The organism is Streptomyces sp. NPDC046876 (genome assembly GCF_040645035.1).
Taxonomy (GTDB): Bacteria; Actinomycetota; Actinomycetes; order Streptomycetales; family Streptomycetaceae; genus Streptomyces.
Genome location: NZ_JBEYXK010000011.1, coordinates 129392 through 143179 on the forward strand (window position 1 = coordinate 129392; position 13788 = coordinate 143179).

At 71.7% G+C, this 13788-nt stretch carries 13 protein-coding genes and 1 pseudogene; 7 read left to right on the plus strand and 7 right to left on the minus strand.

Annotated elements, in window-relative coordinates:
* Positions 1-33 precede the first annotated feature (33 nt).
* Positions 34-2184: a PIG-L family deacetylase gene (locus ABZ924_RS09830; protein ID WP_361906414.1), complete on the minus strand. Its 2151-nt coding sequence runs from the start codon at positions 2182-2184 to the stop codon at positions 34-36.
* Between the two features lie 286 nt (positions 2185-2470).
* Here ABZ924_RS09830 and ABZ924_RS09835 point away from each other — a divergent pair, with 286 nt between their 5' ends.
* Positions 2471-3013, plus strand: a complete 543-nt coding sequence (locus ABZ924_RS09835) for a hypothetical protein (protein WP_361906416.1) — start codon at positions 2471-2473, stop codon at positions 3011-3013.
* A 3-nt stretch (positions 3014-3016) separates the two neighbouring features.
* Here the strand turns inward: ABZ924_RS09835 and ABZ924_RS09840 are convergent, their stop codons facing one another.
* Positions 3017-3661 carry a hypothetical protein gene (locus ABZ924_RS09840; RefSeq protein ID WP_361906418.1) on the minus strand — a complete coding sequence of 215 codons (645 nt, stop codon included), beginning with the start codon at positions 3659-3661 and terminating at the stop codon, positions 3017-3019.
* A 217-nt stretch (positions 3662-3878) separates the two neighbouring features.
* Here ABZ924_RS09840 and budA point away from each other — a divergent pair, with 217 nt between their 5' ends.
* Positions 3879-4631 carry an acetolactate decarboxylase gene (gene budA, locus ABZ924_RS09845; RefSeq protein WP_361906420.1) on the plus strand — a complete coding sequence of 251 codons (753 nt, stop codon included), beginning with the start codon at positions 3879-3881 and terminating at the stop codon, positions 4629-4631.
* Between the two features lie 196 nt (positions 4632-4827).
* Complete coding sequence (locus ABZ924_RS09850; RefSeq protein WP_361906422.1) at positions 4828-5043, plus strand: hypothetical protein; 216 nt, start codon at positions 4828-4830, stop codon at positions 5041-5043.
* Positions 5044-5269: 226 nt separating this feature from the next.
* Here ABZ924_RS09850 and ABZ924_RS09855 read toward each other — a convergent pair whose 3' ends face one another.
* Both ABZ924_RS09855 and ABZ924_RS09860 read right to left on the minus strand, forming a co-directional pair.
* Complete coding sequence (locus ABZ924_RS09855; RefSeq protein ID WP_361906424.1) at positions 5270-6469, minus strand: MFS transporter; 1200 nt, start codon at positions 6467-6469, stop codon at positions 5270-5272.
* Between the two features lie 178 nt (positions 6470-6647).
* Positions 6648-8111 (minus strand): multicopper oxidase domain-containing protein, encoded by a 1464-nt coding sequence (locus ABZ924_RS09860; RefSeq protein WP_361906426.1) that lies wholly within the window; start codon positions 8109-8111, stop codon positions 6648-6650.
* Between the two features lie 45 nt (positions 8112-8156).
* On the opposite strand from ABZ924_RS09860, the gene ABZ924_RS09865 reads away from it, so the two are divergent.
* Entirely contained in the window at positions 8157-8666 is a 510-nt protein-coding gene (locus ABZ924_RS09865) for a hypothetical protein (protein WP_361906427.1), read from the plus strand.
* Here the strand turns inward: ABZ924_RS09865 and ABZ924_RS09870 are convergent.
* On the minus strand, positions 8635-9309 hold the full coding sequence (locus ABZ924_RS09870; protein WP_361906429.1) for a macro domain-containing protein: 675 nt from the start codon (positions 9307-9309) through the stop codon (positions 8635-8637). The genes ABZ924_RS09865 and ABZ924_RS09870 overlap by 32 nt on opposite strands.
* A 211-nt stretch (positions 9310-9520) precedes the next feature.
* Between ABZ924_RS09870 and ABZ924_RS09875 the strand changes: the two genes are divergently transcribed.
* On the plus strand, positions 9521-11143 hold the full coding sequence (locus ABZ924_RS09875) for an ADP-ribosyltransferase domain-containing protein (RefSeq protein WP_361906431.1): 1623 nt from the start codon (positions 9521-9523) through the stop codon (positions 11141-11143).
* 87 nt (positions 11144-11230) lie between these two features.
* On the opposite strand, the pseudogene ABZ924_RS09880 reads toward ABZ924_RS09875, so the two are convergent.
* Positions 11231-11539, minus strand: a pseudogene (locus ABZ924_RS09880) (transposase); the annotation flags it as partial.
* A gap of 230 nt (positions 11540-11769) precedes the next feature.
* Here ABZ924_RS09880 and ABZ924_RS09885 point away from each other — a divergent pair.
* Positions 11770-12408, plus strand: a complete 639-nt coding sequence (locus tag ABZ924_RS09885; protein ID WP_361906433.1) for a maleylpyruvate isomerase N-terminal domain-containing protein — start codon at positions 11770-11772, stop codon at positions 12406-12408.
* A 276-nt stretch (positions 12409-12684) separates the two neighbouring features.
* Here the strand turns inward: ABZ924_RS09885 and ABZ924_RS09890 are convergent, their stop codons facing one another.
* On the minus strand, positions 12685-12945 hold the full coding sequence (locus tag ABZ924_RS09890; protein ID WP_361906435.1) for a hypothetical protein: 261 nt from the start codon (positions 12943-12945) through the stop codon (positions 12685-12687).
* A 212-nt stretch (positions 12946-13157) separates the two neighbouring features.
* Here ABZ924_RS09890 and ABZ924_RS09895 point away from each other — a divergent pair, with 212 nt between their 5' ends.
* Positions 13158-13691, plus strand: coding sequence for a transposase (locus ABZ924_RS09895; RefSeq protein ID WP_361906437.1), 534 nt, complete (start codon positions 13158-13160; stop codon positions 13689-13691).
* The last annotated feature ends 97 nt before the right edge of the window (positions 13692-13788 follow it).

The window sequence follows — 13788 nt, forward strand, 5'->3', positions numbered from 1 at the left end:
CGGACACCCCGGCCGCGGGCCCGCCGGGCCGGCCTACGGCTGCTGTCCGCCGCGGCCCGAGCCGGCCTGGGTGCGGCCGGCCAGGGCCACCATCCAGGGCTGGACCGCCCGGTGCCAGGGGCCGGCCGGGCGGTCGCCGTCCGGCCGGGATCCGGTGGAGGGGGCCGTCGCGATGTGCAGGCCGGCGTCCAGGCCGAGGGTCGCCGCCACGGCCGTGCCGTCCGGCTCGGCCACGGCCGCCGGTGCTCCCGTGTAGAGCATCTGGGACTCGTACCAGGACGACGGGCCGTCCGTGTCCGACACGCTGACCGTGCCCGCGCCCGCGCGGCCGGCGAGGAGGCGGCCCGCGACGCCGACGGCGCCGTAGCCGCCGTCCCCGCCCGCCTCGGTGACCGGGGAGAACTGCGCGACAGGGCCGGAGCCGTCCGCGGCGGACAGGCTCGTGCCGACGGCGCCCGTGCCGGGGCGGCGGAAGTACAGGCGGATGCCGTCGCCCTGCGGGCGCGCCGAGAGCGGGCCCGTGGTCGCCGGAAGGCCGGTCGGCAGGGGGCCGTCGTACGGGGCGTCCGGCGTCGGCTGGACCCAGGTCAGCACGGTGGCGGCCGTCGCCGCGTAGACGTGGCGCCGCCCCGCGGCGTCGGTGACGGTCACCGGATCGCCGAGCAGGCCGGCGCCGCCGAGGGCCTGCCAGGGTTCGAAGGCGCCGTCCGGGGTCGTCTGCGTACGGGTACGCAGGGTGTGCCGGGAGTCCCGTACGTACACCGTCATCCGGCCCGTGCCGTCCACGGAGACGGCGGGTGCACTGAGGGCGGAGGTACCGGATATGTCGGCCGTGTCCGGCGTGCCCAGCGACTGCCACGGGCCGAACGCACCGTCGGGCGCGGCCTGGACGGCGTAGACGAGCTCCCGGCCGTACTCCTGGGACTCCACGCCCAGGGTCGTGCGGGTGGCGAACACCGCGATCCTGCCGTCGGGGAGCCGGACCGCGCCCGCGCCCGCGTCGATACCGGTCCCGGGAAGGAAGCGCGGACCCTGCCAGGGAGCCTGGGCGCCGCTGCGCGACCAGTACGCCATCTGGCCGTCCAGGGCGGCGAAGGCCCACAGCCGGCCGCCCGCCCCCTCGGCCATCCAGGACGTGCTGTCACCGCGGGCGTAGCGGATGGTCTGGCTCCAGCCGGCGCCCGTGGGGCGGGTGGCGGTCTTGCGGTCGCCGCAGCCGGCAGGGCTGCCGCACCAGTCCTGGTGGTCCATCCAGGCGTAGGTCTTGAGGTAGACGAGCTTCTCCGCGGCCGTCTGCGGGTCGAGCGTCGGGGGGAGGGAGCTGTTGGGGTAGCTCACGTAGTTCTGGACCGAGAAGTGCGGCCGCTCCGCGGACTTCGCGTAGCGCTCGGCAGCAGCCTGCACGAAGCGGGCGCCGTACATGTGGTCCTGGTGGTCGAGGAAGTTGCCGGTGGCCTCCGACCGGCCGGGGGTCGGGTCCTGCGTGCGTATCGTGGTCGGCTTGTACATCGCGAAGACGTTCGCGATGGCCTCCACGACCTGGTCCTTGGTGTACGAGAACCAGGGCTTGACCGGCGTCCCGGAGGTCAGCTGGGCGCCCAGGGCGGGGACCTTGGCGTCCCAGAGGCCGCGCAGGCTGTCCGGGTTGTCCCCGGAGATGCTGCGGGCCTCGCGCAGCTGCATCCAGACGAGGTTGACCTCGGGCCGGGCGACGAGGACGTCCACCTCCGCGCTGCCGCCGCCGGCGGTGGGCACGGACCGGCGCTGCCATGCGCTGGTGCGGTCGCCGGTGGCCATCTGCGCGTAGGCGGCGCGGATGCCGTTCTGGCGGGCCTCGGCGTAGGCGGCGCGGTCGGCGGGGCGCTCCGGGTCCTCCAGGAGCGGGCTGTGGGCCTCGTTCCTGCCGTCGGACTCGCCGGAGGTCAGGTAGACGGTGGCGACCTTGACGCCCTTGGATATGGAGCGGCTCAGGTCCGGGTTCATGAAGAAGAGGTCGTCATCGGGATGCGCGACGACCTGGAGCACTGTGCCTTCGGTCACGCTCGGACGGACGGCCGCGTCGGGGCTCGCGGGCTGCACCGCGGTCCCGTAGCCGTACGCCCAGGTCGTCACGCCGACGGCGGTAGCGGAGAGCAGGGCGAGCAGGGCCGCGAGGCGGCTGCTGCGGCGGCTGGCCAGGGACATCTACAACGCCTCGAGGATCGGTCCGGTGCGGAATTCCCCCGCGGGGGAGTCGGTGTCCCGATGGCTCCACCGCTCCGGAGACGACCGGGCCCGATTATGCCTCGCGCGTTTTCGGCTGACACACCATCAAGTGGCATATGCCGAAAATGGAATCGATGGAGCAAATGCCCTCTTTGTCCCATTTGGCGATGGTTTGTCTCCGCGGCTCTTCGGCCCCCCTGACGGCCCCCTGACGCCCCTTGTCGCCCGATACGGAGCGGCCGATCGGCATGGCATTCTTATGATCATGAACAAGGAACGTGTGGGCAGGATCATAGGCGGCTCCTTCGGGGTGGTGTTCGTCCAGATCAGCGCGGGGCAGCTGCCGACGGCCGTGGGGGCCCCACTGCGGCTGCTCGCCATTGCCGCCTTCGTCGGGATGCTCGTCGTGCAGCGGCCCGGGGGCACCACCCGGCCGGCCGACGAGGCGGCCCCTGCTCCGCGCGTGGGCTTCGGGCGGCGGTACTGGTACGTGGTGGCCGCCGAGGTCGTGGCACTCCTGGCCGGGCTGGTGCTGATCAACCCGGTGCTGCACGCCCCGGACGCCACCGTGGGCTGGATCGCCTTCGTGGTCGGCGTGCACTTCTTCGGCCTGGCCGCCGCCTGGCAGCTCCCGTCGCTGCGGACGCTCGGCGCGGCGATGGCGGCGTGCGGGCTCGTCGGGATGGTCCTGGCCTGCTTCGGCACTCCGGCCGCGGTCATCGCCGTCGTCGCCGGCACCGCCCCCGGCGCCCTGCTCCTCGCCTGGACCTGGCGGCCCCGCGCCGCCGCGCCGGCGGCCGGCGCCTGAGGGTCAGTCCAGCCAGTCGAGGTCCTGGATGTCCAGGCCGTCGGGCCCGAGTTCGGTGTTCTCGGCGTGCTCGCGCATCCGGGGCCCGTACTCGGGGTGCTCCGCCAGCGAGGTGTACGTGTCGAAGGGCAGGTCCAGGATCTCGGCGAGGTCGGCGAGGTACACGTCGAGGCCCGGGTACATCACGGCCACGTACGGCAGGTCGTCGATGTCGGTGACCAGGACCGGGTACTCGCCGGTGGAGTCCGGCGAGCCCAGGTAGAGCAGGCGGCGCGAGTCGCAGCCGCCGACGAGCGGCAGGCACACCGCGGGCAGCAGCTTCTCGAAGCCGTCGAACGCGCCGGGCATCACGCCGCCGCTGCCGTACATCCACTCCGCCGTCGCGGCCAGGCCCCGGTCGCCGAAGACGGGCTCGAGCGGGTCCTCGTACCAGCCGGCATCGGCGAGCCAGGAGCTGTCGAAGGCCAGCCACCGGCGCAGGCTGGGCGGCAGGGGCCGGCCGCCGGGCAGCCTCAGCCGGTCGATCACCTCCGGCGCGAGCGGCACCGGGTCGGTGACGTCCGGTGCCTCCGACGTGGGCCAGCCCTCCTGCCTGACCCGCTCGATCACCCGGTCGACCAACGCTTCTCCGTGCATGCTCTCGTTCACGCAGCGCACCCTGCCACACCGCACTGACAGCGCCCTCCCCCGGGGCCGCCGGCGGGGGCGTGCGGGGGGCTGCGCGCGGCGGGTGGTGGTGCGGCGCACGACCCGGCGCAACGGGCGACCGCCCGTGCGCCGTTGTGGCGCCGCCGGGGCTTCCTTAGCGTGCTGGGCGCAGGCGCGGGCCTGACGGCGTACGCAGGGTGCACCAGGGGGGACACGCATGGCTGCTCCGGAAACGGTTCCACGGCCCAGAGGGCGGATCTTCCAGACCTCCACCATGACCGCCATGCTCGAAGGGGTCTACGAGGGCACGACCACCATCGCGGAGCTCCGGCGCCACGGGGACTTCGGGATCGGCACCTTCGACCGGCTCGACGGCGAGATGATCGTCCTCGACGGGCGGTGCTACCGGTTGCGCGCCGACGGGACGGCGGGTGACGCCGACCCGGCCACGCGGACGCCGCTGGCGGCCGTGACCTGGTTCCACGGCGAGTACGACTGGCGGACCGAGGAGCCTGTGGACGCGGCGGGGCTGCGCACGCTGATCGACGACCGGCTCCCGACCCCCAACCTGTTCTACGCGGTCCGCATCGACGGCCACTTCGACCACATGGTCACCCGGATGCTCCCGGAGCAGCACCGCCCCTATCCGCGGCTGATCGATGCGGTGGCCGGGCAGATCGTCTCCACCCACACCGACCTCCGCGGGACCGTCGTCGGCTTCCGCAGCCCCGCCCACATGCTGGGCGTGGCCGCCGCCGGATACCACTTGCACTTCCTGTCCCGGTGCCGCACGCGCGGGGGCCACGCCTACGACTTCGTGCTGCGGTCGGGACGGGTGCGGGTCGACGTCGGGTACGAGCTGTGCCTGCGCATGCCGCGGACCGAGGACTTCGGCCGGGCGCAGCTCGGCCGGGGCGATGTCGCAGCGGAGATCGAGGCGGTGCTCCAGGGCCGCCGCCGGGGGGCGTGAGCACGCCGCGCCGCACGTCCGGATCCCAGGCCGCAGGGCCGTGCCCTTCGGCCATCCGGGCTGCCGGGGCTCGGCGCGGGCGGCCATACGGGTGCGGTGCGGGCCGTGTCCGGTGTGCCGGCCCGGGGGTGCCTCACATGCTGGGACACGGGGAGCCGTCGGCTGCCCGCCCACCCAGCGACGCAAGGAGCACGCGATGCCGTTGGACACCGTCGGACGTTTCCTGGCCGCCCTCGATCCGGCGCACCGGGAGGCCGTCAGCGGCAAACCGCGCGAGGAGCAGGAGCGGCTTGCCGCGGCCTGGGAGGAGGAGCTCGAGCAGGACACCGACATCGACGTCCTCGACGAGCTGTCGCCCGCGGCCGCCGAGAGCGAGGCGGCGCGCAGGGTGATGGAGCGTCATCCCGAGTAGCCCGTGGCGCGATGCCCGCCTGCTGCTCCGGCGCACTCCCCCGCGTGCGCTCCCCCCGTGCTTCTGCGCCCTCCCTTCGCACCTGTGCGAGCGGGGCGCACCAGTCGCCCGGGGGCGTCTACGCGGCCGGGCCTTCCTGCCCGCCGCGTACCGCCGGCGTCCGCCCGCCCCGAGGCCCGCGAACGCGCCCCGTGGTCTTCGGGGTCGGCGGGCCCGGCGGGGCGGCTCAGGGCTCCTCGCGGACCGGGTGGCGCAGGAGGTAGGCGGCCGCGGGGGCCACCAGGGCGGCCATGCAGGCGATGAACACCAGCCCGGCGCCCTCCAGGCCGAGGGGGCCGGACAGGACGCCGACGCCGATCACCGGCACCGAGATGCCCGCGTACGCCACCACGAACAGCGTGGAGATCACCGCCGCGCGGCGGTCCTGCGGAGAGGCCGCGGCCACCGCGGACAGGGCCGCGCGGAAGGCCAGGCCCTGCCCGCCCCCGCCGACGAGGGCGCTCAGCACCACCAGCACCAGCAGGTCCCAGTGCAGTGCGCCCGCGAGCAGCGCGAGGCCGGCCAGGAGCGCCGCGCAGCCCAGCGGCAGCGAGCGCCCGACACCGACGCGGCCGACCGCCGACTGCCCGACGGTGGAGGCGAGGAAGGCGAGGGCGACGACCAGTCCGCTGACCGCATGGTCGTGCACGTCGAGGGACTGCGCGAGGAAGGCCGGGCTGACCGAGGTGAACACCCCGAACAGGGCGAACCCCACGAACGAGGCGGTCGCCGCGGGCCCGAACACCGGCCGCACCCGTGCCGGCAGGGCGGGCCGCTGCGGCCGTACGGTGCGCAGCGGTTGGCGCCTGTCCACGGTCTCCGGCAGGCGCAGGACGACGGCGGCGGAGCAGGCGACCAGCGCCAGGTGCACGGCGAAGGGGAGGTACAGGGGCATCGGGGCGTATTGGGCGAGGACCCCGGCGAGGAGCGGGCCGCAGCCCAGACCGCCCATGTTGGCGGCCGTCGCGACGAAGGTGGCCTTGGCGGCCCCGCCCGGTGGGGCCAGCTCCATCACGTACGCGGTGGCGGCCCCCGTGAACAGGCCTGCGGACAGGCCCGACAGCAGCCGCCCGGCGTACAGCCAGCCCAGCCCGGTGGCGCTGAGGAAGCAGACGGCGCTCGCCGCGGCGCATGCGAGGCCGCACAGCAGGACCGGGCGCCTGCCCACGGTGTCGGAGGCATTGCCCGCCAGGAGCAGGACGCCCATGACCCCGAAGGCGTACACGGCGTAGACGACGGTCACCGTCAGCTCGGAGAAGCCGAACTTCTCCTGGTAGAGGCCGTAGAGCGGGGTGGGCAGGGTGGTGCCGGCCATGCAGACGGCGAAGACGGCCCCGCCGAGCAGGCACCTGGTCCACGGCCGCCGGCTATGGATCGTTCCTCGCATGTCCGCAACCCTGGCGAGCCCGGTGCGCCACCCGGTGCAGACACACCGCTGATGACCCCGATCGGTGACGGGGGCAGTTCGTCCCCGGTGCGGCGGTGGCCCTTTCGCCGGACGTGCCGGGGCTTCGCGGAACCGGCAGGGCTTCCTCGAACGCTGGGCCACACGCCTGCGTCCGGATCTACCGGACGCGGAAGTTGGCCATCATGCCCATGGCCGAGTGGTCGAGCAGGTGGCAGTGGTAGACGTAGTCACCCCGGTACGAATCGAAGGTGACGTGCAGTTTCACCGTCTCGCCGGCCATGAGCTCGACGGTGTCCTTCAGTCCCGACTCGGCAGGTCCGACCGGGACGCCGTTCCGCTCCAGCACCCGGAACTGGACCAGGTGCATGTGGAAGTTGTGCGGGATGCGCTGGTTGGCGTTGGTCACCGTCCATGTCTCGGAGGTACCGAACGTGACCGTCTGGTCGATCCGGCCCGGCTCCCACTGCAGGCCGTCCATGAACCCGCGCGCCTCGGCGCGGCCGTCCTCGTCCATGCTGAGGACGATCTTCCGCTCGACGGCCGGCTTGGGCAGCGAGTCCACCGGCGGCAGCGTACGCAGCACGTCGGGCACGCTGCTCGGGTCGGGGGCGGTGCGGACCACGTCGAAGCGGAGCACGTTGCCCGGCTCGGTGGCGCCCGCGCCCGGCAGGTTCTGCAGGACGATCTTCGTGCCGACCGGGTAGCGGGAGAAGTCGATGACCACGTCGGCGCGTTCCGCCGGCGAGAGCTTGATCGTGTCGGTCGTGAACGGGCGCTCCAGCAGGCCGCCGTCGGACCCGATCTGGACGATCTGGCCGCCGTCGGCGAGGCGGAGCTTGAAGAAGCGGAGGTTGGAGGTGTTGAGCAGGCGGAAGCGGTACTTGCGGGCGGCGACCTCCAGGTACGGGCTCGGGCGGCCGTTGGCCAGCAGGGTGGTGCGGCCCCGGAAGTCGTCCATCTGGTAGACCAGCTGGCCGAATTCGTCGAAGCGGGCGTCGCGCAGCGCGATCGGTATCTCGTACTGGCCGGAGGGCAGGGGCAGGGCGCGCTCGGTCTCGTCGGTCAGGACGTACGCGCCCGACAGGCCGCGGTAGACGTGCTCCGCCTCCATGTGGTGGGCGTGGTCGTGGAACCACAGCGTGGCGTTCGGCTGCTGGTTGGGGTAGGTGTAGGTGCGCGCCGCGCCCGGGGCGACGGTGTCCATGGGGCCGCCGTCGTTCTCCGGGGTGACGTTCCCGCCGTGGAGGTGCGGCGAGATCGGCATGCCGAGGGCGTTGCGGTGCCGGATGGTGACCTGGCGGCCGCTGCGGGCCCGTACGATCGGTCCGGGGAAGTGGCCGTCGTAGGTGAGCACCTTGGTCTGCACTCCGGGGATGATCTCCCGGCTGACCTCCTTGACGGTGACGCGGTACGCGTCTTGGCCGCCCTGTGTGGAGTACGGGACCAGGACGGGGAGTTGCGGCATCTTCACGGTGAACGGCGCGGGCAGGGCGACCGCCGCCCCGCCGTCCGCGGCCTGGGCGGTGTCGGTGCGCAGTGCGGGCAGCAGCCCGGCACCGGTGATCAGGCCTGCGCCTGTGGTGGCGAGGGTGCCGACGAGCATGCGTCTTCTGGTGACCATGGGTGTGTCCTCCTGGGAAAGGTGAGGATGCGCACTGGTGTTCGTGTGGCGAACGCCTTCCCTCATAATCCGGACACCCGGTGGGCCGTGCTTTGGCCGAAACCGGAGAATGTCAGGTATCTCGTCACGGATTCGATGGAATTCGCGGATCCATTTCAACGGCCCGCCGACGGATACGATGGCCTGCCGAAAAGCTACTCACGGAGAACCATGCGTCCTGGACTGCGCACTTTCGTGCGCCTGACCTTCGGCAACTGGTGGTCGGGGACCTACCTCGCCCTGGTTGCCTTCTTTCTGCTGTTCGGCTTCGGGGTGAACGGCAGTTATGTGGCGGGATTGCTCGGGGGCCTGCTCGGGATGCCGACGATCTTCGTCCTGTTCGGTGTCGCCGGCTCGCTCGGGTCCTGGGCCCGCACGGGCACCGTGACGGTGTTTCTCGTCGTGGCCGCCTACACGTTCCAGGCGTTCATGATCGGGTTGCTGGTGCGCAGGGTCCGGTCGAAGTGGCAGCGGTCCGGTGGTGTCAGGAGCGGCTCCCCGGGCGGGGCGGGATGATGCGGACCGGTCGGTCGACGGGTGCGCTCTCCATGTCGTCGAGCTGCGCGGTGACGGTGCTGCGCAGGTCGTCGTAGTCCTCGAAGCGGTGGTCGTGGAACAGGGTGTGGCCCGACCACATCAGGTTGGCGCACACCCGGGCCGGCACCCGTCCCGTCCGGGCCCCCATGCCGACCAGGGCCACCGAGGCGATGCTGCCCGGCGCCGCCTGGTTCTGCTGGTGGACGGCCTGGAACGCGGCGGCGCAGGCCAGGGCCACGTTGAGGGTCTCGCTCACGTTCTGTGAGGACGCCTCCATCGTCGGCGTCGATATCAGGAACTTCGGGTTGGTCGCCCCGGACGGGACGCAGACCGCGCTGCCCACGGGAAGGCTCCCTCCGAAGCGGTCGCGGATCGCCCGCTGCACCCGCAGCTGGATGCCCGCTCCGAGGTGCCGCTTGACGGCTGCGTCGACGCCGCCGTCCATCCGGCCACGGGAGTTGGTCGGGCTGACCCAGGCGTCGACCTGCTCGTCGAGGATGGAGCCCTTGCGGATCGTGATGCCGGGGGTGTCGGCGAAAGCGGCCCGCCAGGCTTGCACCACCTCGGGGTTGACGTCCGTCAGGACCACCTGGAGCGGCGTCCGCACAGGGTTTTCGGGCATGGGTGACTCCGATCGCAAAAGGGCTCTTCGCCCCTGTCCGTCTTTCACTGATCACGACGCTACCGGGGGCCACTGACAACACCTCCCGGCCGCAGTCGACAGTGATGCACCGTCACGGGCGGTGTCAGTGGCGGGTGATAGACCTCGGGGCACGTTCGGCGCCCAGCCGCCCTTTCCCGTCCGTACGGTTGACGATCGGAGTTCTTTTCCCGTGAGCGATTCCCGCACCCCTGCCGCCACGCCCGACCCCAACGACCCGCTGGCCCTGGCCGAGCTGTTCGAAGGCGGGGGCGAACCGTGGCTTCCGCTGCTGCGGCCCGTCATCGAGGCGCAGCCGGACGCGGCCGCGTTCATCGGGCCGGGCCGCGGACCGGAGGTCGTCCCCGTCCGCGAGCTCACCTTCCAGGCGCTCAAGCCCCACCCGCCGCACAAGTGGAAGGTGGTGGTCTTCGGCCAGAACCCGTACCCGCGCCCGGAGAGCGCCACGGGCATCGCCATGTTCGACAACACCTTCCACGACTGGAAGGACAGCCAGTTCGGCAGGGTCGTCAGCATCCGCTGCATCATCAAGGCGGCGGCCATGTGGAAGTACGGCATACCCAAGAAGACCCCCATCGCCGACGTCCGCGCGCTGTTGAAGGAGCAGGAGACCGTCCAGCCGCCGGAGTGGTTCCAGGCGATGCTCACCCAGGGCGTGCTGCTGCTGAACGCGGCGCTCACCGCCGGCAGTGACGGTTCGACGGGGCCCGACCGCCACACCGCGTTCTGGCGGCCGGTCGCCGAGCGGATCGTGGAGGAGATCCTCAAGGCCAAGCAGGATGCCGACGAGGAGGACCGCGGTGTGGTGTTCGCGTGGTGGGGGGCGCATGCGCGGAACCTGAAGAAGGTCGTCCTGCGGCTCCAGAAGAAGTACCCGGGCGTCGACGTCCGCCACATCGACCACCCCAATCCCGCAGCGCAGGGCGACGTGTTCTGCGAAGGCGACCACTTCGCGGTGGTGAACGAGGCGCTGGCCTCGGTCGGCGCCGATCCGGTCGACTGGCTGCCCAGCAAGGGGTGGGACCAGCGCGCGGTGGAGGCCGGCGGGGCGGACAGCGGGGTCGCCGCACGCATGGGCGCGTTCATCACGTCCACGATGGAGCTGCACCAGCTGTACCTGGACCGACTCGCCGGGGTGAAGGACGAGGGGCTCGTCCTACCGCCGATCACCGGCGTGTTCGACACCCCGCTCATGGGCTTCCAGGACGCCGTCGGACCGGTCGCAGAGCTGCTGTCCGGTCTCGGCCGGCACGTCGAGCGCTCGCGCGACTTCGGCAAGGCACGGGCGGACGAGACCGCCGGCTCCGGCCTGTCGGCGGACGCGATCGCCGCCCTGTACCTGTACACCTGCGAATCGGCGTTCTACCGCGAGATCAACGCCGTCCTGCGCTCCCCGGACCGGGCCCGGCTCGTCCCGTACCTGCCGTACCTGCGGCTGCTGTTCTCGGCAGTGTCGCAGCTCCCCGCCCGCACCGAACCGCTGTGGCGCGGCGTGCCGCTGGACCTGCGGGCGCAGTACCCGCTGGGCCGGACCGTGACCTGGTGGGGCGTGTCCTCGTGCACCTCCGAGCCCGGGGTGGCCCGGGGGTTCCTCGGCAGCCGCGGCAAGCGGACGCTCTTCGAGGTGGTCCCCGTCCGGGCGGTGGGGATCCGCAACTTCTCCGCGTTCACCGGGGAGGAGGAGTTCATCCTGTCGCCGGGCACCCAGCTGAAGGTGACGGACGTACGGACGGAGCGCGGCGGCCTGTGCACCGTGAGGCTGACGGAGCTGGAGGAGCAGTCCCTGGTGTCCTGAGCCGCCCCGAGCGGCAGCCGCACCGCCGCCCCCGCGCCGCGGACCCGGTCGCCGCGAGGGTGTTCTCGGTGGCCAACTCCCGCTGATCGGGACCTGGGCGGCGCGGCAGCGGTGGCGGTCGCCGGTCCAGGACTTGGGCAGGTAGAGCGCGCGGTACACCAAGGCGCGGCCGGCCGTGCTGGCGTAGGCGGCGAAGACGCCGATCTGGCAGTTCTCTGTGCGGCCGGCGGTGCCGGAGTACTGCCTCTGGACTCCGGCGGAGGTGATGCCCTTCTTCAGGAAGCCGGTGTCGTCGATGATCAGCACCCCGTTGGGCCGACCGAGGTGTTCGGCGACGCAGGCCTGCAGGTCGTCGCGGACGCCGTCCGGGTTCCAGCGGGCTCGGGAGAGCAGGCGCGGCCGAAGTGGCGCCCGATGGTGGTGAAAAGGAGCTCCAGGTCGCGGTCCCAGGTCTTGCCAGCCCTTCGGTGATCACGACCCGAGGCTTCCCCGGTCCGTGACGACCTTGCCGCCGTGGGCACTCCTTCGAGGGGCAGGCGGGCAGAAGCCGCGAGTTGTGTCCGGAATGCTTCACCTGTTCGCGATGTTGACCGGTGAGCAATCGCCGACGACAGGGGGATGAGAAGGTGACACAGGTCAGGGAGCTCTACCTGAGCGTGGCGGAATCAGCGGGGAGGCTGCTGGCAGAACCGGCGGTCGCAGGCGGCTGGCACCAGCCCTCCGCGCTGGCGAAGCTCAGCGTCCGTGGGCTGGCGGGCCACCTGGCCGGGCAGGTCTTCTTCATTCCCGCAGTGCTGGCTGAGCCAGAACCTTCCGAGCCCACCATCTCGATCCACGAGTACTACAGGCGGGTGAGTTGGATCGGCTCGGACATCGACACGCCGTTCAATCAGGGCATCCGATCCGGCGGAGAGGACGAGGCGGCCGATGGTCCCGCCGCACTGGCCGCGCGGGTCGCCACGTGCGTCGACGAGCTGCGCGGCACCTTGCCGGCCACGCCGGATCGACGCGTGCGCCGCCCGACCTGGGGACCGTGGTCGATCAGTCTCGACGACTTCATCACCAGCCGGACCCTGGAGCTCATCGTCCACTCCGACGACCTCGCATGCAGTGTCGGGCTGCCCACACCTGAGTTCCCGGCCCTGGCCGTCGAGACAGTCGTGGACCTGCTGTCGCGCATCGCACTGCGACGCCATGGAGCGACTGATGTGCTGCGCGCACTGAGCCGCGCCGAACGCGCTCCGGCCTCCATCTCGGCCCTCTAGGCACGCATCGGTCAGTGATCAAGAGGGGCGGCCTCCAGCCGGAGTTTCCGCCGGCGCCGGATGCGTTGTCCGCCGGTCTTGAACCGCCAGATCACGCCTTCGAACTGCTGCCGCAGCCGCTCGGGGTACGGGCCGTACCTGCCTATCGGCAGGTACGGCGCGAGAACTCCCGCTCGCCATCGGTCAGTTGCACTCGTGCCACACAAGACGATCTACCGGTTCAGGCCCCGCCGAGACGGCGAATCCCGCAGATTGATCACGAGCTCGATACGCGCCCTAGTACCAGTAGCTCAACCCGGACTTGTACGGGGTCAGCGTCTGCTGCCCCACGACGCCTCGGTAGGTGTACCAGCCCCACTTCTTGCACATGGTCTGATAGCTGAGGGTGTTGTACGCGCCGGATCCCACGCGCACGCGCGGGTAGATGACGTTGTCACCCCAGTCACCGCTCGCCGGACCGCTGGAATAGGCGTCCACTGCCCAGTAGACACCGACGACCGAGCCGCCGGACGGGCAGTTCCAGCTGCCGAAGTTCACCCAGACGTTTCCCCCTGTCCAAGCGCTCGCCGGTGCGGCACCGAGTCCGACGATCCCGGCTGTCATCAGTGAGCCCGCCAGCACTCCGCGAGTCTTTCGCCAGAACGATCCAGGCATGGAACCTCCCCTACGCGGCTGCGCACCGTCGCGCACCTCGCCTCGTCGGTAGAGCTTCCCACCGGAACCGGGTGATTGTCTGACTTACGAGGAGATTGATTGAAAGTCGAACGTATAGGCGAAATGACCCGGCCTGCGCGGTCAAGATCGCACTGCGGCGGCTCGCCCGCCGCTACCAGGCACTCGACGAGGAGATCAAGGAAGCGGACCGGGAGATCGGGCCCCTGGTCACTCAGGCCGCCCCCAGGCTCATCGCCCTGCCCGGCGTCGGCCCGGAAACCGTCGGCCAGCTGCTGACCAGCGCGGGCGACAACCCTGACCGGCTCCGCTCCGAAGCCGCCTTCGCACACCTCTGCGGAGCCGCCCCAGTCCCGGCCTCCTCCGGCCGCACCAACCGCCACCGCCTCAACCGAGGAGGCGACCGCGCCGCCAACAACGCACTGCACACGATCGTCCTGGTCCGCATGAAGTACGACCAGCGCACCCAGGACTACGTCGCCCGACGCACCGCCGAAGGCATGGTCAAGAAGGACATCGTCCGCTGCCTGAAGCGATTCGTCGCCCGAGAGATCTACCGCCACCTACCCCACATCACCCCAAGCCCCAAAACGCTCCCACAGACCGCTTGACGATCTATAGGAGCTTCCCACGCGGCGGGGCGCCGGTGTTCCCCCCGGGGCCCCCCCTACCCGCGGGGGGGGCCCCCCCCCCCCCCCCCGCGGGCCG

Excerpts from the sequence above, each read along its gene's own strand:
- ABZ924_RS09830 (WP_361906414.1), bottom strand. The coding sequence starts at position 2,184 with ATGTCCCTGGCCAGCCGCCGCAGCAGCCGCCTCGCGGCCCTGCTCGCC.
- ABZ924_RS09835 (WP_361906416.1), top strand. The coding sequence starts at position 2,471 with ATGAACAAGGAACGTGTGGGCAGGATCATAGGCGGCTCCTTCGGGGTG.
- budA (WP_361906420.1), top strand. The coding sequence starts at position 3,879 with ATGGCTGCTCCGGAAACGGTTCCACGGCCCAGAGGGCGGATCTTCCAG.
- ABZ924_RS09850 (WP_361906422.1), top strand. The coding sequence starts at position 4,828 with ATGCCGTTGGACACCGTCGGACGTTTCCTGGCCGCCCTCGATCCGGCG.
- ABZ924_RS09855 (WP_361906424.1), bottom strand. The coding sequence starts at position 6,469 with ATGCGAGGAACGATCCATAGCCGGCGGCCGTGGACCAGGTGCCTGCTC.
- ABZ924_RS09860 (WP_361906426.1), bottom strand. The coding sequence starts at position 8,111 with ATGGTCACCAGAAGACGCATGCTCGTCGGCACCCTCGCCACCACAGGC.
- ABZ924_RS09870 (WP_361906429.1), bottom strand. The coding sequence starts at position 9,309 with ATGCCCGAAAACCCTGTGCGGACGCCGCTCCAGGTGGTCCTGACGGAC.